Annotated in this window: 20 protein-coding genes; 16 read left to right on the top strand and 4 right to left on the bottom strand. The window is 32.1% G+C overall.

All coding sequences use genetic code 11. The features are described 5' to 3' along the window. Positions 1 to 170: 170 nt before the first annotated feature. From Q0912_RS12110 to Q0912_RS12120, 3 genes are all read left to right on the top strand, one after another. The gene (locus Q0912_RS12110; protein WP_299115405.1) at positions 171 to 1,325 is read left to right on the top strand and encodes a 5-(carboxyamino)imidazole ribonucleotide synthase; all 1,155 of its coding nucleotides are present in this window, start codon (positions 171 to 173) and stop codon (positions 1,323 to 1,325) included. 3 nt (positions 1,326 to 1,328) lie between these two features. Continuing rightward, positions 1,329 to 1,808, top strand: a complete 480-nt coding sequence (purE, locus tag Q0912_RS12115; protein WP_299115407.1) for a 5-(carboxyamino)imidazole ribonucleotide mutase — start codon at positions 1,329 to 1,331, stop codon at positions 1,806 to 1,808. A gap of 187 nt (positions 1,809 to 1,995) precedes the next feature. Then, positions 1,996 to 4,041 carry a M3 family metallopeptidase gene (locus tag Q0912_RS12120; protein ID WP_299115409.1) on the top strand — a complete coding sequence of 682 codons (2,046 nt, stop codon included), beginning with the start codon at positions 1,996 to 1,998 and terminating at the stop codon, positions 4,039 to 4,041. Position 4,042: 1 nt separating this feature from the next. Here the strand turns inward: Q0912_RS12120 and Q0912_RS12125 are convergent, their stop codons facing one another. Next, entirely contained in the window at positions 4,043 to 4,741 is a 699-nt protein-coding gene (locus Q0912_RS12125; RefSeq protein ID WP_299115411.1) for a T9SS type A sorting domain-containing protein, read from the bottom strand. Positions 4,742 to 4,831: 90 nt separating this feature from the next. Here Q0912_RS12125 and Q0912_RS12130 point away from each other — a divergent pair, with 90 nt between their 5' ends. The 5 genes from Q0912_RS12130 (at position 4,832) to Q0912_RS12150 (ending at position 7,943) form a co-directional block, all read left to right on the top strand. Then, positions 4,832 to 5,335, top strand: coding sequence for an ArsR family transcriptional regulator (locus Q0912_RS12130; RefSeq protein WP_299115413.1), 504 nt, complete (start codon positions 4,832 to 4,834; stop codon positions 5,333 to 5,335). 414 nt (positions 5,336 to 5,749) lie between these two features. Next, positions 5,750 to 6,136 (top strand): hypothetical protein, encoded by a 387-nt coding sequence (locus Q0912_RS12135; protein ID WP_299115415.1) that lies wholly within the window; start codon positions 5,750 to 5,752, stop codon positions 6,134 to 6,136. Positions 6,137 to 6,154: 18 nt separating this feature from the next. Further along, entirely contained in the window at positions 6,155 to 7,033 is an 879-nt protein-coding gene (locus tag Q0912_RS12140; protein ID WP_299115418.1) for a methyltransferase domain-containing protein, read from the top strand. A 93-nt stretch (positions 7,034 to 7,126) separates the two neighbouring features. Continuing rightward, positions 7,127 to 7,681 carry a sigma-70 family RNA polymerase sigma factor gene (locus Q0912_RS12145; RefSeq protein ID WP_299115420.1) on the top strand — a complete coding sequence of 185 codons (555 nt, stop codon included), beginning with the start codon at positions 7,127 to 7,129 and terminating at the stop codon, positions 7,679 to 7,681. A gap of 4 nt (positions 7,682 to 7,685) precedes the next feature. Next, a complete protein-coding gene (locus Q0912_RS12150) occupies positions 7,686 to 7,943 on the top strand; it encodes a hypothetical protein (protein ID WP_299115422.1) in 258 nt (85 codons plus the stop codon). Here Q0912_RS12150 and Q0912_RS12155 read toward each other — a convergent pair. Next, the gene (locus Q0912_RS12155) at positions 7,926 to 8,708 is read right to left on the bottom strand and encodes a hypothetical protein (protein WP_366125134.1); all 783 of its coding nucleotides are present in this window, start codon (positions 8,706 to 8,708) and stop codon (positions 7,926 to 7,928) included. The two genes, Q0912_RS12150 and Q0912_RS12155, sit on opposite strands and share 18 nt — an antisense overlap. 173 nt (positions 8,709 to 8,881) lie before the next feature. On the opposite strand from Q0912_RS12155, the gene gcvP reads away from it, so the two are divergent. The 5 genes from gcvP to Q0912_RS12180 all read left to right on the top strand — a co-directional run bounded on the left by gcvP (position 8,882) and on the right by Q0912_RS12180 (position 15,147). After that, positions 8,882 to 11,731, top strand: a complete 2,850-nt coding sequence (gcvP, locus tag Q0912_RS12160; protein WP_299115426.1) for an aminomethyl-transferring glycine dehydrogenase — start codon at positions 8,882 to 8,884, stop codon at positions 11,729 to 11,731. A 176-nt stretch (positions 11,732 to 11,907) separates the two neighbouring features. Then, a complete protein-coding gene (locus Q0912_RS12165) occupies positions 11,908 to 12,963 on the top strand; it encodes a 3-oxoacyl-ACP synthase III family protein (RefSeq protein ID WP_299115428.1) in 1,056 nt (351 codons plus the stop codon). Position 12,964: 1 nt separating this feature from the next. Further along, on the top strand, positions 12,965 to 13,750 hold the full coding sequence (gene proC / locus Q0912_RS12170; protein ID WP_299115430.1) for a pyrroline-5-carboxylate reductase: 786 nt from the start codon (positions 12,965 to 12,967) through the stop codon (positions 13,748 to 13,750). 2 nt (positions 13,751 to 13,752) lie between these two features. Continuing rightward, entirely contained in the window at positions 13,753 to 14,274 is a 522-nt protein-coding gene (locus Q0912_RS12175) for a methyltransferase (RefSeq protein ID WP_299115433.1), read from the top strand. A gap of 24 nt (positions 14,275 to 14,298) precedes the next feature. Beyond that, complete coding sequence (locus Q0912_RS12180) at positions 14,299 to 15,147, top strand: glycosyltransferase family 2 protein (RefSeq protein ID WP_299115435.1); 849 nt, start codon at positions 14,299 to 14,301, stop codon at positions 15,145 to 15,147. Between the two features lie 4 nt (positions 15,148 to 15,151). Here the strand turns inward: Q0912_RS12180 and Q0912_RS12185 are convergent, their stop codons facing one another. Both Q0912_RS12185 and Q0912_RS12190 read right to left on the bottom strand, forming a co-directional pair. After that, positions 15,152 to 15,943, bottom strand: a complete 792-nt coding sequence (locus Q0912_RS12185) for a hypothetical protein (RefSeq protein ID WP_299115437.1) — start codon at positions 15,941 to 15,943, stop codon at positions 15,152 to 15,154. Position 15,944: 1 nt separating this feature from the next. Continuing rightward, positions 15,945 to 16,508 (bottom strand): sigma-70 family RNA polymerase sigma factor, encoded by a 564-nt coding sequence (locus Q0912_RS12190; protein WP_299115439.1) that lies wholly within the window; start codon positions 16,506 to 16,508, stop codon positions 15,945 to 15,947. Positions 16,509 to 16,656: 148 nt separating this feature from the next. Here Q0912_RS12190 and Q0912_RS12195 point away from each other — a divergent pair, with 148 nt between their 5' ends. The 3 genes from Q0912_RS12195 to Q0912_RS12205 all read left to right on the top strand — a co-directional run bounded on the left by Q0912_RS12195 (position 16,657) and on the right by Q0912_RS12205 (position 23,785). Then, entirely contained in the window at positions 16,657 to 19,746 is a 3,090-nt protein-coding gene (locus Q0912_RS12195) for a CHAT domain-containing protein (protein WP_299115441.1), read from the top strand. A 174-nt stretch (positions 19,747 to 19,920) separates the two neighbouring features. Beyond that, the gene (locus Q0912_RS12200; RefSeq protein ID WP_299115443.1) at positions 19,921 to 22,047 is read left to right on the top strand and encodes a T9SS type A sorting domain-containing protein; all 2,127 of its coding nucleotides are present in this window, start codon (positions 19,921 to 19,923) and stop codon (positions 22,045 to 22,047) included. Between the two features lie 127 nt (positions 22,048 to 22,174). Beyond that, the gene (locus Q0912_RS12205; RefSeq protein ID WP_299115445.1) at positions 22,175 to 23,785 is read left to right on the top strand and encodes a vitamin K epoxide reductase family protein; all 1,611 of its coding nucleotides are present in this window, start codon (positions 22,175 to 22,177) and stop codon (positions 23,783 to 23,785) included. The last annotated feature ends 80 nt before the right edge of the window (positions 23,786 to 23,865 follow it).

Here is a 23,865-nt window from a genome sequence, read left to right on the forward strand (position 1 = left end):
GACGATTTTTGGTTTCTAATTTTAGAATTTTATCCTATAATTAGCTTATTTTTGCAGTAAATTAATGTTTAATTTAAAGATTTCTATTAATTTTTCCGTGGAATCGGAAATCTTGGTATTTATAAAAATCATAAAAAAGTTTCCCATTTCTATGGGAACAACTTAAGTTGATGAACTACTTTTCTTCAGACTTCAAGCTAGGTATTCTTGGTGGTGGCCAACTCGGCAAAATGATACTTTACAACACACGTAAGTTTGATATCTATACCTGTGTTTTAGATCCAAGTAAAGATGCACCAGCCCGATTAGCCTGTGATGAGTTTACAGTTGGAGACTTACAAGATTATGATACCGTTGTTAACTTTGGTAAAAAAGTTAATATTCTAACCATTGAAATTGAGAATGTTAATGTTGATGCCTTAGAAACTTTAGAAGATGAAGGGGTTAAAGTTTTTCCGTCTTCAAAAACACTAAAAACGATTCAAAATAAGGCACATCAAAAATTATTTTATCGCGATCACAATATCCCAACGGCAGATTTTTCACGTTTTGCACATACATCTCAGATTGATGAAGCTATAGATAATGGAGGTTTAAGTTATCCTTTTGTGTGGAAAAGTGCACGCTTTGGATACGATGGCCAGGGTGTTAAAGTTGTAAGACGTTATACGGATTTAGTGGATTTACCGAATGTAGAATGTATTGCAGAGGATTTAATTCCTTTTAAAAATGAATTGGCCGTCATCGTTGCCAGAAATTCTAAAGGGCATTTAAAAACCTATCCTGTGGTTGAAATGGAGTTTCATCCCGAAGCCAATCAGGTAGAATATGTGATTTGTCCTGCGAGAATCCCTGATGAAATTACAAAAAAGGCAGAATTGATAGCGCTTAAAACAGCTGCTGCTTTTAAACATGTTGGACTATTAGCTGTTGAAATGTTTCAGACTGAAGATGATGAAATTTTAGTCAATGAAGTAGCACCAAGACCTCACAACTCTGGTCATTATAGCATTGAAGCTAGTTACACGGACCAATTTGAGCAACACCTAAGATGTATTTTAGGCTTACCACTAGGAAGCACTGAAAGTAAAGTTGCCGGAGTGATGGTAAACTTAGTCGGTGCAGAAAACCATACAGGCAACGTACTTTATAAAAATATCGAAGTTATTATGGCTATGGATGGGGTGACACCTCATATCTATGGAAAAAAACAAACCAGACCATTTCGTAAAATGGGACATGTTACCATCGTAGATAAAGATTTAGCAAAAGCCCGTGAAATTGCGGAAAAAGTAAAACGAACAATTGAAGTAATTAGTGAATAAGTTATGAGTAAAGTGGGAGTAATTATGGGAAGTAAAAGCGATTTGCCAGTAATGCAAGACGCTATTGATATTTTAAAAGGATTTGATATTGAGGTTGAAGTCGATATTGTTTCTGCACATCGTACTCCCGATAAACTATTTGACTATGGCAAAAATGCTCACACCAGAGGGGTAAAAGTCATTATTGCCGGAGCTGGTGGTGCTGCACATTTACCAGGAATGGTAGCTTCATTATCGCCTTTACCAGTCATTGGAGTTCCTGTAAAAAGTAGCAACTCTATTGATGGTTGGGATTCTGTGTTATCTATTTTACAAATGCCAGGTGGAGTTCCTGTAGCTACTGTGGCATTAAATGGAGCAAAAAATGCAGGTATACTAGCTGCCCAGATTCTTGGAAGCGCTGACCAATGTATTTTAGATAAGGTCATAGTGTATAAAGAAGGTTTAAAGGCAAAAGTGATTGATTCTGCGAAAAATCTATAAAAAAGCCTCAACAATAACTGTCGAGGCTTTCTGCTATTAACCAACCCTTAGAGTAAAAAGTTCATTACTCATAAGGTGACGCAAAAATAAATAAAACTTAATTAATTATGTGATTTTTGCTATCATAAATTAGCGTTAAAATTCACATTATCAGATAAATACGTAAGAAAAATTAGACGATTTAAAAATGAGTATTCTCAACAAAAACTTTAACACACCATATAATACAGCGCCTTTTTCAGAAATAAATACTGAAGATTTTCTTCCTGCATTTAAAGTTGCAATTGCAAAAGCTAAAGCAGAAATTAATGCTATAGTAACTCAAACTGAAAAACCAACATTTCAAAATACTATTGAAGCTTTAGATTTTTCTGCTGAAGAACTGGATAGGATCTCTAGTATTTTTTTCAATTTAAACTCAGCTGAAACTAATGACACCATTCAAAAAATTGCGCAAGAAGTTTCTCCTCTACTTTCAGAGTTTAGTAATGATATAACATTAAATGAAGGTTTATTTAAGCGTGTAAAAACAGTTTATGATTCTAAATCTGAACTAAATCTTACAACAGAACAACAAACGCTTTTAGATAAAAAGTATAAAGGCTTTTCCAGAAATGGTGCCAACTTAGAAGAATCTCAAAAAGAAAAGCTACGTGCTATAGACAAAGAACTAAGTCAATTAAAACTAAAATTTGGTGAGCACATTTTAGCTGAAACCAACAAATTTGAAATGCTTTTAAATGACGAATCTGATTTGTCTGGGCTACCAGATGGTGCAAAAGAAGCCGCAAAGCAATTGGCAGAAAGCAAAGAAAAAGATGGTTGGTTAATTACATTAGATTATCCTAGTTATATTCCCTTTATGACTTATGCCAACGATAGAGCTCTCCGCGAAAAATTATCTAAAGCTTTTGGTAGTAAAAGTTTTAAAAATGATGATCTAGACAACCAAGATATTGTATTAAAGATAGCTAATTTACGTTTTCAACGTGCACAGCTTTTAGGCTATAAAACGCATGCACACTTTGTATTAGAAGAGCGTATGGCAGAAACACCAGAAAAAGTCAATACGTTTTTAAAAGAGCTATTGGAAAAAGCCAAACCAGCTGCTGAAAAAGAATTCGAAAATCTTGAGAAGTTTGCAAAGAGCTTAGATGGCATTGATAAACTTCAAAAATGGGATTCTGCATACTATTCTGAAAAGTTGAAACAAAAGCTATTCAGTTTAGATGATGAGCAATTAAAACCCTATTTCAAATTAGAAAATGTTATTAATGGTGCTTTTGCCGTCGCAGAAAAATTATTTGGATTGCATTTTGAAGAAATCGATAATAAAGATGCCATAGATTATATTGATAAATATCACGAAGATGTAATGACGTATAAAGTGACTGATTCAGAAGGGTTAATGGCAATTTTTTATGCTGATTTTTTTCCAAGAGCAGGTAAACGTAATGGAGCTTGGATGACCTCTTTTAAATCACAAATGATTAAAAATGGTCATAATCATCGTCCACATATATCTATTGTTTGTAACTTCACCAAGCCTACAAGGAGTAAACCATCTTTATTAACCTTTAATGAAGTTACCACATTGTTTCATGAGTTTGGTCATGCCTTACATGGTATGCTTGCCAACACCACTTATCCAAGTTTATCAGGTACAAGCGTATACTGGGATTTTGTAGAATTACCAAGTCAAATTTTAGAAAACTGGTGTTATGAAGAAGAAACCTTAAAGCTCTTCGCTACACATTATAAAACTGGTGAAATTATACCAATGGAGCTTATCGAAAAAATTAAAGCTTCTGCAACGTTTCATGAAGGAATGCAAACTTTACGTCAATTAAGCTTTGGAATGTTAGATATGGCATGGCATGGTGTTGATCCTTCAAAAATTAAGGATGTAAAAACCTATGAAATGAAAGCTTTTGGTAAGACCAGTTTATATCCCGATGTTACTGAAAATTGCATGAGTACAGCTTTTGCACATATTTTTCAGGGAGGTTATTCTTCTGGTTATTACAGTTACAAATGGGCAGAGGTTTTAGATGCTGATGCTTTTGAATACTTTAAAGAGGAAGGTATATTCAATAAAACCGTTGCGGATAAATTTAAAAACTATGTCTTGTCTCAAGGTGGTACGGAAAACCCAATGACGTTATATAAAAAGTTTAGAGGACAAGAACCTAAGCCTGAAGCATTGTTAAGACGTGCTGGATTGCTGAAATAACTTAATACTTCACCATCTTAACAGTTCGACTAAAATTATCAGAGTTTATTTTTACTAAATAAACTCCAGTACTTTGAAGTTGAAAATCGTGAGTAGTTTGGGTTGCAATATTAAGAGTATCATCAATTACTTTTTTACCTAGCACATCATAAACAACAATACTGTATTGTGCAGGACTTTTAAAAGTAATTGTTCCATTTCCTACAGTGATGTTTTTAGTTATAGTAAAAGTTTCTACCGATAAAATAGCAGAACCAAAACCATAATCACTACCTCTTAAATCAGCTGATTGACGAGACTGATCCGCATTAGTTATTAAAAAATACCAATCAAAAACCTCTGTACCATTAGGAATAGTCGTTGTATTTAGAATGGGCTCTTCTAAATAAGTACGTGTAGCAGGATTAAAAGTCGCCACGTAATATCCTAGTCCAGAATCGAACGTCAATGGAATCATAGTTGAAAGATTCGCAAAATCATCATGATAATCCCATGTCATTGGATCTGCATCAGTTTGTAAGCCCGTATACAAATACAAATTGGGATCGCTCATAGGATCGAAAATAGAGTAATCTGCAAATTCACCATACTTAAAAGTAATAGTACCAGAATTAATATCGCAAGGATTAGGAACAAGCTCTATTTGGGCCTGGCTTATTCCAAACATAAGTAATATAAGATATAGTAGTTTTGTCTTCATATAAGTTCTATTTTAAACTAATATAAGAAATTTCAATAAAATAACTTTCAGTAATTATTGAAAGTTTAAAAATTATTGTATATTTGCTCTATGCAATATCAAGAAGCAAAAGAAAAATTTATTAGTACTTGGGGAAGTTTAGGTTCGCTTTGGGGAATCAATAAAGCTATGGCTCAAATACAAGCTTTGCTTTTTATTTCTACAAAACCCTTGTCTATGGAAGATATCATGCAAGATCTTAAAATCTCGCGTGGTAACACGAGTATGAATCTTAGACAACTTATGGATTGGGGTATTGTAACTAAAGTGCTGGTTTCTGGTGAACGCAAAGAGTTTTTTACCACAGAAAAGGATGTGCAAGAATTAGCACGTATTGTAGCAAAGGAACGAAGCCGAAGAGAAATAAAACCTGTTATTAAGGTTTTAGATGAAGTGTCATCTATTAAAAATGATGGTACTGAAAAAACAAAAGAATTAATTAAACAAACCAAAGCTTTAAGAGAATTAACTGATGATTTGGACACCTTAATGAATAAGTTAGTGAATCAAAAACAAAACTGGTTGACAAAATCGGTTTTAAAGCTGATGAAATAGTTAATATATTTTTTAAATATAACTTTCAATTTTTTCTGAAAGTTTAAAAATAAAAGAAATGAACTACAACATTATAACATACATTATATATCTACCAATTATTTGCTTTATAATGGTGAAAATCGGTTGGTTAGTATATAAAAATGGTGAGGTCTTTTTGATTAATCTGTGTAATGGCAATTTTGAATTGGCAAAAAGTATTAATAAAATATTATTAATCGGATATTATTTGACCAATATTGGGTATGCGATAATTACAATAGCATATTGGGAAAAGATTAACTCATTAAGTTCAATGTTTGGTTCTTTAAGTTCAACTCTTGGTAAAATCATTTTTCTACTAGCAATATTACACTACAATAATATTTTTTGGCTTAGACAAATCTTAAAAACTAAAATCATAAATCAATAATTATGGAAAATTCAAAAATCATCATCGGCTACATTATTTACTTACCTATAGTAATTATCCTAACAATTTACATATCTAAAATGCTTTTCAAAAATGGTAGGCTTTTTATGATAGATATTTTTAAAGGCAAAGAAGATATTGCCTTAGCTACAAACAAATTATTTGAAATTGGTTTCTATTTAATCAATATAGGTTTTGCTTTATATATAATGGAAATTCATTACTATCAAAGTGCCGAATTGAGCTACCAAGGACTCATGGAGATATTAAGCAAAAAAATTGGTGGTTTTACTATATATCTAGGGTTAATACTTTTCCTAAACTTATACCTTTTTTTTAGAGGTAGAAGTAAATCTAGAAAGACTGTATTAAGAACGACAAATCAGTAACTATAAATTTTGTTTATCATGAAAACACAAACTATAAACCTCAGCAGCTATGCAGAACAAAACCGTATCGAAATGGTCGATTTCTACAATGAAGCAACAGAAGATTACGAGTTTTGGAGCAACGATTACAACATGCATTTTGGGTATTTTATACCCTTTAAAACTAATCCGTTTAAACGCGATAGCATGCTCAATCAAATGAATACTCAAGTCCTTAAGCGACTACATATAGGTAAAACTAAAAACCGATTGGTAGATTTAGGTTGTGGTATGGGAGCAACTATGAGACATGCATTAAAATTTCATGAAAACATATTGGCTTATGGAGTAACGCTATCTGATTTTCAAGTAAAGCAAGGCAACGAATTATTAAAAGGAAAAAATGGGATTATTTTAAAAGAAAATTATAACAACACCTCTTTTCAGTCAAATTCGTTCGACTCTGCAATAGCTGTAGAAAGTTTTTGTCATTCTGGTCATAACTATATCTCACTAAAAGAAATGCATCGTATATTAAAACCTGGTGGACGCTTTGTTATTGCTGATGCTTTTCTAAAGAAGGATGAAACCAAACTTTGTAAAGGAGGAAAATATGCTTACCATAAACTCTGTAACCATTGGAGTTTAGAAAAATTAGAAACCCATACTTATATAAAAGAAAAACTTAAAGAACTTGGTTTTAAAAACATAAAAGTAGAAGATACCTCGTTTAGAGTTGCTCCTTCAGTTTTACATGTTCCCTTTGCAATCACAGGCTTTATATTAAAAAAACTCTTTAGTTTTAAAGGTATTAAACGAGAAAGTTTTCATAACCTAAAAGGGTCGTTCTATGCTTTACTCACAGGTTTACACATGAAAAGTTTTGGATATTACATTATCAGCGCAGAAAAAATATAAGTTGCTGAGCTATAAAATCCTAAGTTCAGGAATTTAGATTTTAGTTTTTCTGAAATTAATATCCTATTTTTGAGCAAGCAATGAGAAACACTAATGCCTAAGCATCAATTAGACCCAAATAACTGGATAAAACTATATTCGGATTACCTATTTAATTACACCATAACTCGTGTTAACGACAGGGTAATTGCACAAGATTTAGTATCTGAAACCTTTTTGGCAGGACTTAAATCTATGGCTAATTTTAAAGGTGAAGCCAGTGAACGTACCTGGTTAATTTCAATACTTAAGCGTAAAATTATAGATTATTATCGTAAAATAAATTCTAATAAGGGAAAAGCTGAAGTTAGAATGAATTATAATAGCGATACAGATGCAGAAGGAGATTGGTTAGAAGAGCGGGTTGCCGATCCTTTTGATAAAACGGCAGAAGATAAATTAGAAAACTTGGAATTAGGTGATGCCATCTATGATTGTTTAGGCAAATTACCTGAAAAACAAGCAGAGGTTTTTAAAATGAAAACGATTTTAGGTTATGATACCGAAACTATTTGTAATGAATTAGAAATTACAGCGTCTAACCTTTGGGTAATCATTCATAGAGCGAGAACTGCTTTGGCTGATTGCATGCAAAAAAATTGGTTTTAATACAATGAAAAAAAGTTTTTTATTTATAAGCTGTGAGGAAGCTCACCACATTTGCGACAAAAGACAATATGGTGAAGCTACAGGCTGGGAGCGTGTTAAATTGGGGATCAGACTTTCCTGGTGCCGAATAACAAGAGCTTATTCTAATAGAAATAATAAATTAACTGAAGTGATGCAAAAAGCTGAAGTTGATTGTTTAAAAAATGATGAGCGCGATAAGCTCAAAAAACAATTTGAAGAAGAGCTAGCTAAGCATCAATAAGATAGCTAACCACACTACAGGTATACTTTCTACCCAAAAAGCACTATAATATTTTGATTGGTTTTTGTTTGAAAAAGCAACAAACAAAAGCGTAACAAAAGTTATTATTAAAGTAGAAACTATTGTTTTACTATCAACTTCGTCTTTAAAATACTCTAAAAAGAAAAATACAATCAGCAATAAAACACCTGTGATTTTGGTATTTTTTACACCTATTTTTTGAGGAACTGTGGCGAGTTTTACACTATCATAATTAAGATCTCTAATTTCAAAAGGTAGCATCAACACAATTACAAAAATAAAACGCTGAACACTCATAATAATAACATCCGTACTAATGCTAATATCATTATCGATTAGCGGCAAAATAACAGTAGTAAATGCCCAAACCAAAGCAATTACGTAAATTTTTAGCCCACTTATTTCCCTTAATTTTTTTTGATTATCTCTAAAATAATGCATTGGCAGTAAAGGAATAGCATATAAAAATGTAATCACACCTAAAAGCCCAATTAATATAAGCGTATGCGTTTCAAGGTGATAAGCATAATAACATAAAGCTATAAAGGCCAATAACGAAAATATCTGAATCGTCTTTAACCAACCAGCCAAGCTTCTATGATGAAACTTCGCTACTCCAAAATACTTTACAAAATTATAACCAGTGATAGTAGCAAAAAACACGAAATAGAGCACATTTTCATCATAATCTAACCCAAACTGCAGACATGTCATCCATGTTAATGCATAAACTGCTAATGCCACATGAATGCTAGAGTTTATATAAAAATTTAAAATATGTTTTAATACCCTCACGTTACAAAAATAGGTAATGTGTTAATAACCCTTAGTTTCGGTTAAAAACTTTAGTTTTCCTTAACTATATAAAAAGGCTAAATGCGTATTTTTGCATATCAAAAATTTTAGCATAAAAAAGAATGGACACAACCTCTTTTGCACTTAGGCACATTGGCCCAAATCAAGACGATCAAAAAGCCATGTTAAACACCATCGGTGTTACAAGTATAGAACAATTAGTATCTGAAACCATACCAGCTGGCATACGCCTGGAAAAAGATTTAGATCTCGATGCTGCCATGAGTGAACAAGAGTATCTAAATCATATTTACAAACTGTCACAACTCAATAAAGTTTACAAGTCTTATATTGGTTTAGGCTATCACCCTTCTAATTTACCAGCGGTAATTCAGCGTAATATATTAGAAAATCCTGGTTGGTATACAGCTTACACACCTTACCAGGCAGAAATTGCTCAAGGCCGTTTAGAAGCACTTCTAAATTTCCAAACTATGGTCATAGATCTAACCGGAATGGAAATCGCAAACGCCTCGCTTTTAGACGAAAGTACCGCAGCTGCCGAAGCCATGAGCTTATTATTTGCCGTAAGAGAACGAGCTCAAAAGAAAGCAGGAGTCAATAAATTTTTTGTTTCTGATTTGGTACTGCCTCAGACTATAGAGCTGCTAGAAACCAGAGCTAATCCTATTGGTATAGAATTAGTTATTGGTAATGAAGCTGAGTACAATCTATCTGATGAGTATTTTGGAGCGCTATTGCAATATCCTGGAAAAAACGGCCAGATTACAGACATTAAATCATTCATTGAAAAAGCAAACAAAGAAAACATAAAAGTAGCCGTAGCAGCAGATATATTAAGTCTGGTTAAGCTTGAGACTCCCGGGAAATTTGGTGCAGATGTCGTAGTAGGAACCACGCAAAGATTTGGAATCCCTATGGGTTATGGTGGTCCTCATGCCGCTTATTTTGCTACAAAAGAAGCATATAAACGTGACGTACCAGGCCGAATTATTGGAGTTACAAAAGACACTAATGGTGACAGAGCCTTACGTATGGCATTGCAAACCAGAGAGCAACATATTAAGCGCGATAAAGCAACATCTAACATATGTACAGCTCAAGTTCTATTAGCTGTAATGGCTGGTATGTATGCTGTATATCATGGCCCAAAAGGTCTAACCTTTATTGCCGATAAAGTTAAAAACTCTACGTCTACTTTAGCAAAAGCTTTAGAAAGCTTAGGCTTAGAGCAAATGAACTCGCATTACTTCGATACACTACAAATAAAAGCAGATGCAGTTAAAGTAAAGTACGAAGCTGAAAAAGATGAAGTAAACTTTTACTATCCAGACACAAATACAGTTACAATTTCAATTAATGAGACTACAACAATTACTGATCTTAATGAAATCATTTCAATTTTTGAACGTGTAACAGAAAACAAGACAGATAAAATCATAACGATTTCAGATACTGAAACTATTCCAGATCATATAAAACGTCAATCAGACTTTTTAACTTTTGAAGTATTCAATTCCTATCATTCTGAGACAGAATTGATGCGTTACATTAAAAAATTAGAACGTAAAGATTTAGCTTTAAACCATTCCATGATTTCATTAGGTTCTTGTACCATGAAATTAAACGCAGCTGCAGAAATGCTACCATTAAGCTGGAGTAGTTGGGGAAATATGCATCCTTTTGTTCCCGACGACCAACCTATAGGTTACAAATTGATGTTACATGCTTTAGAAAATCAGCTTACTGAAATTACAGGTTTTGCGGCAACATCTTTACAACCCAACTCTGGTGCTCAAGGGGAATTTGCTGGTCTTATGGTTATAAAGGCCTATCATGAATCTCGAGGAGACCATCATAGAAATATCTGTTTAATTCCATCATCTGCCCATGGAACAAATCCTGCAAGTGCTGTAATGGCGGGTATGAAAGTTGTTGTTACTAAAGCTTCAGAAAATGGTAATATTGATGTTGAGGATTTAAGAGCAAAAGCAGAATTACACAAAGATAATTTATCAGCACTGATGGTAACTTATCCTTCTACTCATGGAGTTTATGAATCAGCTATTAAAGAAATTACAAAAATCATCCATGATAATGGCGGACAAGTCTATATGGATGGCGCTAATATGAATGCTCAGGTTGGTTTAACCAACCCAGGAAACATTGGTGCAGATGTATGTCACCTTAACTTACATAAAACATTTGCCATTCCGCACGGAGGAGGTGGACCAGGTGTTGGCCCTATTTGTGTTGCCGAGCAGCTTGTTCCGTTTTTGCCTGGAAACCCAATTATAAAAACGGGAGGACACCAATCTATTACAGCAATTTCAGCTGCTCCTTTTGGTTCTGCTTTAGCTTGCATTATATCCTATGGTTATATTACAATGCTAGGAGCAAAAGGTTTAAAAAAATCTACTGAGGTCGCTATCTTAAATGCCAACTATATCAAAGAACGTTTAGAAGGTTATTATGACACGCTTTATACAGGAGAAAATGGTAGAGCAGCTCACGAAATGATTATAGACTGTCGTGCTTTTAAAGCAAATGGCATAGAGGTTACAGATATTGCCAAACGTTTAATGGATTACGGATTCCATGCACCAACTGTATCATTTCCTGTTGCAGGAACGATGATGATAGAACCTACAGAAAGTGAAAGCAAAGTCGAAATTGATCGTTTTTGTGACGCTATGATTTCTATTAAAAATGAGATTGATGCTGCATCAAAAGATGAGCCTAATAATGTTTTGAAAAACGCACCACATACTATGGAAATGCTAACCTCTGATGAATGGTTGCTCCCTTATACAAGAGAAGCTGCTGCATTTCCATTAGATTATATAAGAGCAAATAAATTTTGGCCAAGTGTAAGACGTGTTGATGACGCTTACGGAGACAGAAACCTTATCTGTAGCTGTGCACCGATTGAAGATTATATTGAAGCCTAATTTTTTAATAAATATTATTTAAAAAAGCACTCAAATTGAGTGCTTTTTTTATGTTTTCTCATTTTTCCTAAAGAAATATTATCAATTCAAGAAAAATGCTGTTTTTAATGCACTAAATAAAGGAAAACTCTTTATTATTAGTTAGTTTCGTATTACTGAACTGAAATAAAATAACTATGGGAATTAGAATCACCGGAACAGGAAGTTATGTACCTAGCAGTATTGAAAAGAATGAAGACTTTCATCAGCATAAATTTTTAAATCAAGATGGCTCTTCTATTGACTACCCAAATGAAGTCATTGTAGATAAGTTTAAAGCTATTACAGGTATTGTAGAACGACGCTATGCAGACAAGCAATTAACCTCATCTGATATTGGGTTTTTAGCAGCCCAAAAAGCTATAGAAGATGCTAATATAAATCCTGAAGAGATTGATTATATTATCTGTGCTCACAACTTTGGTGATGTTAAAGCAGATACCATTCAAAGTGATATTCTTCCTTGTTTGGCTTCTAGAATAAAACATAGCCTGAGGATTAAAAACCCTAAATGTGTCGCTTACGATATTCTTTTTGGTTGCCCTGGTTGGGTTGAAGGTGTCATTCAAGCGAAAGCTTTTATACAATCTGGCATGGCTAAACGTTGTTTGGTTATTGGTTCTGAAACCTTATCGCGTGTTGTAGATAAACACGATAGAGATTCCATGATTTATTCTGATGGAGCTGGAGCAACCATAGTAGAAAACACCAAAGAAGAAGGCATATTGACTCACGAAACTGCAAGCTTTACTTATGATGAAGCCTATTACCTTTACTTCGGTAACTCAAATAATCAAGAACTTTGCAAGGACACGCGCTACATTAAAATGCATGGTCGTAAGATTTACGAATTTGCTTTAAACAATGTACCACTTGCCATGAAAACCTGTTTAGATAATAGTGGTATAGATATTTCTGAGGTTAAGAAAATTTTAATCCATCAAGCTAACGAAAAAATGGATGAAGCTATTATAAAACGCTTCTACAGATTATATAAAACACCTGTACCAGAAGGTATAATGCCAATGAGTATTCATAAACTCGGTAATAGTTCTGTGGCAACAGTACCAACACTTTTTGATCTTATTAGAAAGCAAAAATTAAAAGATCATAGTATTTCTAAAGGAGATATTATCATTTTTGCAAGTGTTGGAGCTGGTATGCACATCAATGCTATCGTTTACAGATACTAGTATGGCAAAGAAAATTGCAATTATTGGAGGTGGAAACTTAGGTAAATCTATTGCAGATGGATTGTTATCCAACGATTTTGAACCATCACACCTTACCATAACCAGAAATAGAATTGAGCTATTAAAAGACTACAGCGACAAAAATGTAGTCATTACCCAAAACAACAAAAAAGCTGTTCAGAGTTCTGACATCATAATTATTGCAGTTAAACCCTACAAAATTGAAGACATTCTCAAGGACATTGCTTCAGAAATTACAAGCGATAAAATTCTGGTGTCTGTTGTTAGCGATTTTAGCATACAAAGAATTGCAGATCATTTTGATGTACAGCCTCCCATTTTAAGAGCTATGCCAAATACTGCTGCTTCAGTAAACGAGTCTATAACTTGTATAGCTTCGGAAAATGCTTCGGACAACGACATTAAAGAAGTAACTTCAATTTTTGATGCATTAGGTGAAGTCATCCTTATTGATGAACATTTAATGGATGCTGCTACCGTTTTGGGTGCTTGCGGAATCGCTTACGTACTACGATTTATAAGAGCTATGATACAAGGTGGCATTGAGATTGGTTTTGATGCCAAAACAGCTACAAAAATTGCTACACAAACCGTAAAAGGAGCTAGTGAGCTCTTACTTAAAGGTGGCAATCATCCTGAAGCCGAAATTGATAAAGTAACCACACCTAAAGGTTGTACCATTACTGGTTTAAATGAAATGGAACATAATGGGTTTAGTTCTGCTTTAATTAAAGGCATAAAGACTTCATTAGATAAAATTTCTTAGTAATGTACGAAAAGAGTTTTCCTAAAAAACGTTTTAAATACACTTTAGATTTTTTAAAAAAGCATATTGACCCTTCAGAATCTATTTTGGATTTGGGTGTAAAAAACCCGTTTTCAGAAATTATGGTCTCAGAAGGTTATACCATAGAAAATACCTTAGGAGAAGATTTAGATGAAGATCGTACTACTATTGAAAATTCTTCAGCAAATGTCATTACTGCATTTGAAATTTTTGAACATCTGTTATCACCTTACGAAGTTTTAAAATCAATAAAAGCCAATAAGTTGGTGATAAGTGTTCCCCTAAAATTATGGTTTGCGCCAGCATACAGAAGTAAAACCGATATGCGAGATCGGCATTATCATGAGTTTGAAGATTGGCAATTAGATTGGCTTTTAGAGAAAACAGGTTGGGCAATTAAAGATCGACAAAAATGGACCAACCCTGTAAAAAGGTTAGGTATTAGACCTATTTTAAGGCGATTTACAAACAGATATTACATTGTATATGCTGAAAGAGTTTAAATTTGAAGAAATTTCAATTCAATTTTGAACTTCTACATCATCATACCTGCGCATAACGAATACATTTATATTGGCAAGACACTTCAATCTTTGGCTGAGCAGTCATTTCTCCCCAAAAAAGTAGTTGTTGTAAATGATAACTCTACAGATGATACAAAAGCCATAGTAGAAGCTTACACCAGGCAATATGATTGGATAACTTTAGTAAACTCAAAATCTTCAGATAAGCATTTACCTGGTTCAAAAATTATACACGCTTTTAATAAGGGTTTAGATACTTTAGACAACAATTACGATATCATTTGTAAGTTTGATGCTGACTTAATTTTTCCAAAGCATTACTTAGAAGAAATTTCAAATCATTTTAAAACTAATCTTAAGCTGGGAATGGCTTCCGGGTTTTGTTATATTGAAAAAAATGGAACTTGGGTTCTAGAAAATCTAACTAACAAAGACCATATACGTGGTGCATTAAAAGCTTATAGGAAAGACTGCTTTAAAGAGATTGGTCAATTAAAGCCATCTATGGGTTGGGATACGGTTGACGAACTCTTAGCTAAATATAATGGTTGGGAAATCTTAACGGATAAATCGTTACATGTTAAACATCTTAAACCTACTGGTCAGTCTTACAATAAAGCATCAAAATATTTACAAGGAAAAGCCATGTACAAAATGCGTTATGGTTTTTGGATTACATTAATCTCAGCTCTAAAATTAGCTTATAAAAAAGGAAGTTTTAGATTATTTAGAGATTATATAAGTGGTTACTTTAAGGCTAAGTCAAGTAAGTCTGAATTCCTTGTTTCTAAACATGAAGGAAAGTTTATTAGAAAATTACGCTGGAATGGGATCTTCGATAAGTTGAAGTAAAATCTTAATTTAATGCTTCGAGTAATTCTTCGGCTTTATCTTTATTAAATAGGTTTTTCGAGACTATCTTTTTTAAAATCTTACTAGCATCCCCTACTCTATCTTGTTTTAAAAAAAGTAAGGCTTTATACCAGTAGCCAACATTAGCATTTGACAATTCACTATCAATAAGTATATTAAATGTGGTTTCTGCTTCTGCATACTTTTCTAGTTCTGTTTGAGATATACCTGCATAAAGAAAAATAAATATATCACTCTGGTCAGTTTCAATAATTGGTTTAAAAATGGCTAACGCCTCTTTATAATTCTTAGAATCGAAAAGCTTTTCGGCTCTTACTAGTTTAGCACCTGTGCTATCCGTTATATTACGCGTGGTAAAAGAGGGCAAATCACTTAAACTCGCATATTCTTTATAGAGTTCTTGATTAGAAATCTTTTGATTAAAGAAGAATTGAAATACCATAAAAACAACAATAGAGGCAGCTGCTAAATAATAAAGAAGCTTTATATTAGCTCTTTTTGATACAGTTTTTTGACTAGAATTCACTTTATCTAGTGTACGCTTTAAATCTTGAATGTCACTTTCATCTAATAATCGTTTATAGTCGTGGACTTCCTCAGATAAATTTTTAGCATAACTCCACTCTTCTTCATTTAATACATTAAAAAGTTCCTTTTCTAATTCAAAGTTTTCTTTGAATAGAACATCAGAATTTAAGCGTTCTAAAAATGATTCTTCTTCATCTTTAGATAACAATCCTTTTAAATACTTATCTATTAAAATATCGTCTTTCATCTTATAATTCTGTAAGTGTTCTAAACCTCTTATCTTTCATTATGAGTTCTTTTAGACTGTTTTTACATTTAAAAACGCGCTGCCTAGCAACAGTCTCTGAATTATAATTAAATCTATTCATTATCTCTACATAAGGCACTTTAGAAAAGTATAATTTTAGAACTTGTTTACAATTCTCAGAAATTAACTCTAAACATTCGGTAAATAATTCCCATCGTTTTTGTTCTAAAATTGCCACAGCAATATCTTGGTTGTCATCTCTTAGTTCAATAACACTATGTTTTGTTACTTTAATCTTTGATTTATTTAATTCTCTTCTCCATAAATTTTTACAAACCGTAAATAAATAGGCTTCAAAACTTGTAGTAATTTCAAATTTTTCCCTCTTATACCTAACAGCAAGTTGAAGCAAAGCTTTTTGAAAAATGTCTTCTGCATCTTCTTGATGACCCTTATTATTTATAACAAAAGATTTAACTTTAAAAAAACTATTCTCATAAATAGCTTTAATGACCTTATCATCGTTATTCAATAAAGCTCTTAAATAAGTAGAATTATCAGCCATTAATTAATTTTAGTTTTTAAGCAAAAATAAACTTTTATCTTTGATAACTTAATAGGATTTAATTTTAAGAATCCTCTTATTATTGAATTTTTTTTAAATGCATTTTGATAAAATTCATGATACCATGCACCAAGTAAACCTATCAATTATGACATACTTTAGCCTATTTTGTACTCAAAGATTATTCACACTACTATTTATTTTAAATCTATTTTTTGTCAATGCTCAGCAAAATGACAGTTTAAAAATTACAGATTTAGAAAATGGAAAAGAGCTTCTTTTTTATGGAAAGTATAATGAATCAGTTTCTGTTTTTCAAAAAGTATTAGAGAACTTTAAATCATCAAAAGACTATTCGAAAATTGCTGAAACGTACAATTTGTTATCGCAGGCTTACTTCTCTAATTCACGCTTAGACGAAGCATTATTATCTGCACAAATCGCATTAGAGAATAGTCGCAAAAATGACCTGAAAAGTAATTATGAAGAAGCAAATGCTCTTGATAATATTGGCAATGCCCAAACTGCTATGGGTAAGTTTAAAGAAGCACTTACTAATTATAATTTAGCGCTAAACATTAGGCTTCAATATATAGAAAAAGACAACTACGGACTAGTAAGTAGTTATTATAACTTAGGTACACTTTTTAGGTCAAAAGGTGAATTTGAAAGCGCTTTAAACTATTTAAATAAAGCCTTAAATACTGAACTAAAAAAAACAAAAAAAAACAAAATACTACAAGCTAATAATAACGAAGCTATGGGTTTCGTATACTATGACCTAAGTGATTTTGATACTGCATTATCCTATTTTGAAACAATGTTAGACTTGTCTAATGAGGTATATGAAAACAATAACCCTTACTTTGTAAAAGTATATAATAATCTTGGTCTTATATACTCCATTAAAGAACAGTTTAACCAAAGTCTTGAATATTACCAAAAAGCAATTGGCGTAAGTATTAATAATTATGGAGTAGACCGCCATCCAGATCAGGCCAAACTAAATTTCAATATTGGTACTATTTACCGCAGACAAAATCAAAAATCAAAAGCTCTATACCATACCAAAAAATCATTAGATATGGCTTTAAAGGTCTTTGGAGAAAATCACAGAAATCTATTCTTCCCTTACAGTCAAATAGGACAAATATATAATGACGAAAAAGGTATTTTTTATTTAATGAAAGCATTAAAAATTTGTAACGAAACTGATAAATTAAGAATTTCCTATCTATATGATTATTTATATGAGGCCCATACAAATGTTGGTAATTATAGTGAAGCTCTTATTTATGCAAAAAAAGCACTTCAAATTCGGGAAGATGTGTTTGGAGAAAATAATGTTAACATTGTCCGCTCTAATAACATAGTTTCAAAAAGTTATATGGCAGTAAACGACAACCAAAATGCTTTAGATCAGATTAATAAGGCTATTAATTCAAATTACTTAGGATATGATCGTAATAATATTTTAGCAAAAACCATAAAGTTGACTGACTTTTTAGATGATGACTTATTACTTGAATCTATAAAGATTAAAGCAGATATATACTTGAGTCTGTACAACAAAGAAGGGCTAAAGGAGCAACTAGAGGAGAGCAATCTTTTATACAAAAAAGCCAATTCATTGATTAATATCAAAAGAAATAAAAAAAGAAACTATGACGATAAGATTAAGTTTTCTGGTATAGTTAAGTCTATTTATGCAAAAAATATTGAAACTCAGCTTTTGTTAAGTAAATCTCAAGAAAATAAAACGTCGCTAGATGAATTATTTTATTTTTCTGAAAAAAGCAGAGCAAATGTCTTAAGAGAATTAGCAAAAAATACGGATGCAAAAAACATATCGCATATAAATACTGAAATCTTAGAATTAGAAAATCATATAGACACAGAAATTGCTAAGTTAACATCTAATATCATTGACGAAGCATCAAAAAAACAAATAGATAGCTCTAAAGCACACAAATTAGAGGGTAATTTGTTTGACTTAAAAAGAAGAAAAGATTCGTTAGAAACACAAATTGAAACTGATTATCCGAAATATTATGAATTAAAATATGAGAAAAACATCATTGAAATCTATGAGCTTCAAAAACAACTAGAAGAAAACACAACATTTATAGAGTTCTTTACTTCAAAAAATAATGTTTACGTCTTTATTATAACAAAGGATAATTTTCATGTTGAAAAGTTACTAATCGAAAATTTAAATGAAAAAATAGAAACATTAAATGAAAGCATCACTAGCAAAGAAGAAGCTAGTTATATAAGTTTGTCATCAAACCTATATGAACAATTAATTAAACCTATTCGAAAACATATTATAGGTAACAAGTTAATTATTGTTCCAGACGAATCATTATGGCATTTACAATTTGATTTACTAATTACTTCTAACGAAACTAAAACTTACAATCAACCAAATTATTTACTTTTTGATTATGCTATTAGTTATGCAAATTCTGCTAGTATGTTATTTGAAAATACAAAAGGTATAATAAAAAATGATTTATTAGACGAATGTATAGCCTTCTCCTATACTAGTAGCAACTCAATTTCAAACACTACCGATATAGATCTACCTGGTTCGAGAAAAGAAATAAAAGAGCTATCAACTATTTTTAAAGGTAAATACCTTTATGGTGACCAGGCTAATGAAACTAATTTTAAGAATAATGTTAATTACTATAAATTAGTTCATCTTGCTTTACATGCAAAGATTGACAGTCTAAACCCAAAACATTTAAAAATCTTTTTTTCAGAAACAGAACAAGACGAAAAAGAAGATAATATTCTTTACGGTCACGAATTATATAACGTTAATATTCCTGCAGACTTAGTTGTTTTAAGTGCCTGCAATACAGGAGTTGGTAAAATCAATAAAGGTGAAGGTATTTTAAGTTTAGGAAATGCTTTTCAATACGCAGGTGCCAAAAGTCTTATGTTGAGTCGATGGGAAATTTCAGACGAAACCACACCAGAAGTCATGAAACTTTTTTATACAAATATTAAGAGTGGAATGAATAAAAGTGTGGCATTACAACAAGCCAAAATTAATTACTTAAGCTCTACTGATATCCTTAGATCTTCACCTTATTATTGGGGTAGTTTTTACATCTTGGGAGATACAAATGCTGTAGAGCTTAGTAACTCATCTTCATATATGTATTATTATATGGGAGCATTTATAGTACTTATAATCTTCATTATCCTTTTCCGAAGAAAAAAATAAATTATTATTAAATAACAGATTTAGAAATAGTCTCAGCAAATTTTATGAGACAATTTTCACCTCCTTTTCGTCAATGATTGCAACTTTAAAAAATTTAGCTTAAAAAACAGGGTAACAGAATAAAAATAATTGAACAATAATACAAATTGATTGTTTAATTAAACTTAAAATACTATGAGATTATACTTTTACAAAGTACTAACGATTCTGTTTATATGTACTAGCATGGGCGGTTTTTCGCAAAACAACTGTATTGATACTTTTGATAGTGGTCAACTACTTAATAACAACTATAATTTAAGAGGTGCGTCAACAAACCAATTAGGTAACAATCTTACTGCTGATCACTACGCCTATTGCGGCAATAATGATCCTGCTTCAGTTCAAAGTTTGAGTTTTCCTTTCAACCAAACCAATAATTTTCAGGATGCTGCTACTCAAGTAACTTCAGGGATTGAACAATATCTATCAAGTCAATTAGGAGTATCTCTTAACAGAACAATTGGATCCAGAGCCCTCAAATTAAATCCAACAATGGAATTGAATATTAGCAATAGAACAACAATTTCTAGGAATATTCAATTAGATGGTGACTTTCTTAATTTTGACTTCATACACTTAGGATTGGTACCTGACAGCAATAATGATCACATAAATGGCTTTCTAGAATATAAATTAATTGATGCCAATAACCCAAGTGTTATTTTAGATCAAGGATGTTATAATATCACAAATGACACCTCAGCTAGTGAATTTAATCTTTACACAAGAGCCTATCATCCTACCATTTCTAGTCAGCTAATAGCATATACACCAAATTGGGTAACACACAGCATAGATCTAAGCTCAATTAATGCAAATAATGCTGTATTAGAATTAACTGTATCTGACTGTGGCACTTTAGGCGCAGAGGGACAAAAACATTTTAGTACTGCTTATATCGACAATATTTGTATTACTTCATGTGATGATAACACAGGTAGTATAAAAATGGATGCTTTTGTCAGACTAAATTGTCCAACTGAAAACTTTATAGTTTCTGGACTTTATGAAAACCCAGGTTGCAGTACAGATGCTGTCTCTATAACTGCTTACATTGCTCCTTACGACACAAGTAATCCTAATGGAACTTCAAACGCAACTCCAATTGCTACAGGCACTTTTAATGATTCAAATTTTAGCTTTGATATTAATCCAAATACTTTAGATTTTATACCATTTCAAGACTATAACATATTTGTCATTGTAACGTTCTCTGATGGAAGCACAGCAGTTGGTCATCGTAAATACTGGGAGCTCACTTTTGATGATTGTGATACAACTTCAAATCCGTGTGAAGATTCACCAATAACGATCAACAGCGAAATACCAAAATGCAATGATTTAAACCTAGAAGGTGACTTTAGTTTTGAAATATGCGGAGATTACTGCGCTGATAACACTAATGGTCCTTATTTAATATATATGTATCTTGAAATCCTCGACGTAGATAACGATAGCCAGATTATTAACACAATCACTACGCCTTCATCTTTTACTGAAACCAACTATTGCTTTGAAATTACAAATTCAGATTTCGATAATGGATCAACTGGAAATTATGATTTTAAAGTAACTGCTCTTTTTCAAAATAGTGATGGCTCTTACTATGAAGAAGATGTAACTGTAGGAAGGTTATCATTTGATGATTGTCAAGAAAATGGTTGCGAATTGATTAGTGAAGCACAATTATCTTTTTCTAATACCACTGGATATGTACTATCATGGGAAAACATTCCAAATGCAACTTATGAACTTGAATTTGTAGTGGACTATTCGTGCTTTTCTAGTCCTTTTCCACCTTTAGATGATAACGCTGCTACTTTCATTACAACAAATAATTCTATTAGTCTTTCAAACGACATAACTCCAGTAACGGGTGGAAGATCATGGCAATATCGCATTAGAACAGGGCCTAATTGCCCATGGACTGAATGGTGCTGCGTGGCATATGCCCGAATAGATACAAGTTGCTCCTCTAGCCTCGGCAGAAAAAAAAGTAATAAAAAACAACATAAAGATCTGAATTTGGTTTCTATCTATCCAAATCCTGCAACGAGCGCGCTTACTATCGCAACAGACGACTCAAAAATAGATTATATAGGGCTTTATAATATTTATGGAAAGCCGCTATTACAAGTTAAAAATGTAGATGCTTTTCAAAAAAGTATTCAAACCGATAGATTCGCAAGAGGATATTATGTTGTCAAAGTGACTCTTAAAGACGGAAGCACAGAACATAAAAATGTAATCTTAAAGTAAGTCTTATCTAATAATTTTAATAAAAAGCTGTTTAGTTTAATCTAGGCAGCTTTTTTAAAAATTTAAAAAAATAGGGTAACAATTTTTTGTTTTTAGAACAGTAATATAAACTATAAAATCTATTACTGTGAAAGACGCACTTAGCTACCAAACACAACAATTATTAAAAGCCAACAAAATAATAATTGATTTTAATGAGCTAGAGTTTCAAATCCAAAGCCATCCTACCTACCCAAGTTTACATGCAATTACTGGAGTACTCGATCATTTTAATATTGAAAACTTAGCATTAGATGTTCCGATTACAGCTAATGTTTTAAGGCATCTTCCAAATACTTTTTTAGCACAAATTAATATTGAGGAGCAAAAACAATTTGCCGTAGTTTCAAAAATTAAGAATAACTATCATTTAATTTTTGATTCTAAATCTAAGAAGACAGTATCAGAATCCGATTTCCTTAATCAGTTTACTGGTATTGTTTTGGCTGTAGATAAAACCGAGTCAGATCTAAGTAATAATTATTCAAATATAAGATCAAATATCATTAGAGGTCTTGCTATTGGTTCTGCAATAGTATTTGTTTTGCTTTTTGCGAACACCAATCCAAGCATTATTAACATTTTATTTCTAACTACTTCTATTTTAGGCGCTTACATTTCTTTTACAATTTTAAAGCAAGAACAAGGTGAAAGTACATTACTTGGTAATGCTTTTTGTTCTAACCCAACAGAAAAGAAAAGTTGTAATGCCGTATTATCATCAAAAGGCGCAACGGTTTTTGAAGGCTTTAAATTAAGTGACATGAGCTTTATTTACTTCACGAGCTTAGGATTAGCTACATTTCTATTGGTTATAGTTAATGAAAGCGTTTTCATTCCAAAACTTATCAGTGCTTTGGCATTGTCAATAACTGTATATTCTATTTACTATCAAATAAGAGTTGTAAAAAAATGGTGTTTCCTTTGCTTATGTATAGTAGGGCTCATATGGTTACAAGCGGGTCTTTTTGCTATAGATAACGTTCCTAACTTTACGTTATCTAGTATTCTTTTCACTACACTTTCATTTATATCCATAGGAGCTATATGGCTTTTTATGTCTAAAATTTATAAAGACAATACAGTACTTAACAGAAGTAAAGTTGATTATTTTAAGTTTAAAAGAAACTTTGAATTATTTAATAGTCAATTAGATAAATCTAAAGTAATAGATACAAAAATTGACAACATAGATGAAATAGAGTATGGTAACCCAAATAGTAATTTTAATATTACCATTATTACCAATCCGTTGTGTGGGCACTGTAAACCAGTCCATAAACTCATTGAGCAGATTTTACAACAATATTCACAATCTGTTAAACTCACCATCAGATTTAACATTAATCCCAAGGATCCAGAGAGTGGTGCCGTAAAAATTGCGACTCGACTATTAGATTTATATAATAATAGTACAGAAACATGTATGAAAGCCATGCACGAAATTTATGGTACTTCTACAATAAATGACTGGTTAAATAAGTGGAAATTATGCTCAGATCCAATACAATATCTAAGCATATTAAAAAATGAATATGATTGGTGCACTACCAATGGCACAAACTTTACCCCAGAAATTTTAATTAACGGCAAGTCATATCCATCAATATTTGACAGAAGTGACCTCATTTATTTTATCGAAGACTTACAAAGTGAAGCGAAACATCAAGTTAGACTTCCGGAAACAGAGAATATCTAAAAAAAGCAAAGCCCAAAAGCGAGCTTTGTAATGAACAGTATTCTCTCGCGAAGAACAGACATAAAATGTCTTTAATGCTC

It is taken from the genome of uncultured Winogradskyella sp. (genome assembly GCF_947498345.1).
Taxonomy (GTDB): Bacteria; Bacteroidota; Bacteroidia; order Flavobacteriales; family Flavobacteriaceae; genus Winogradskyella.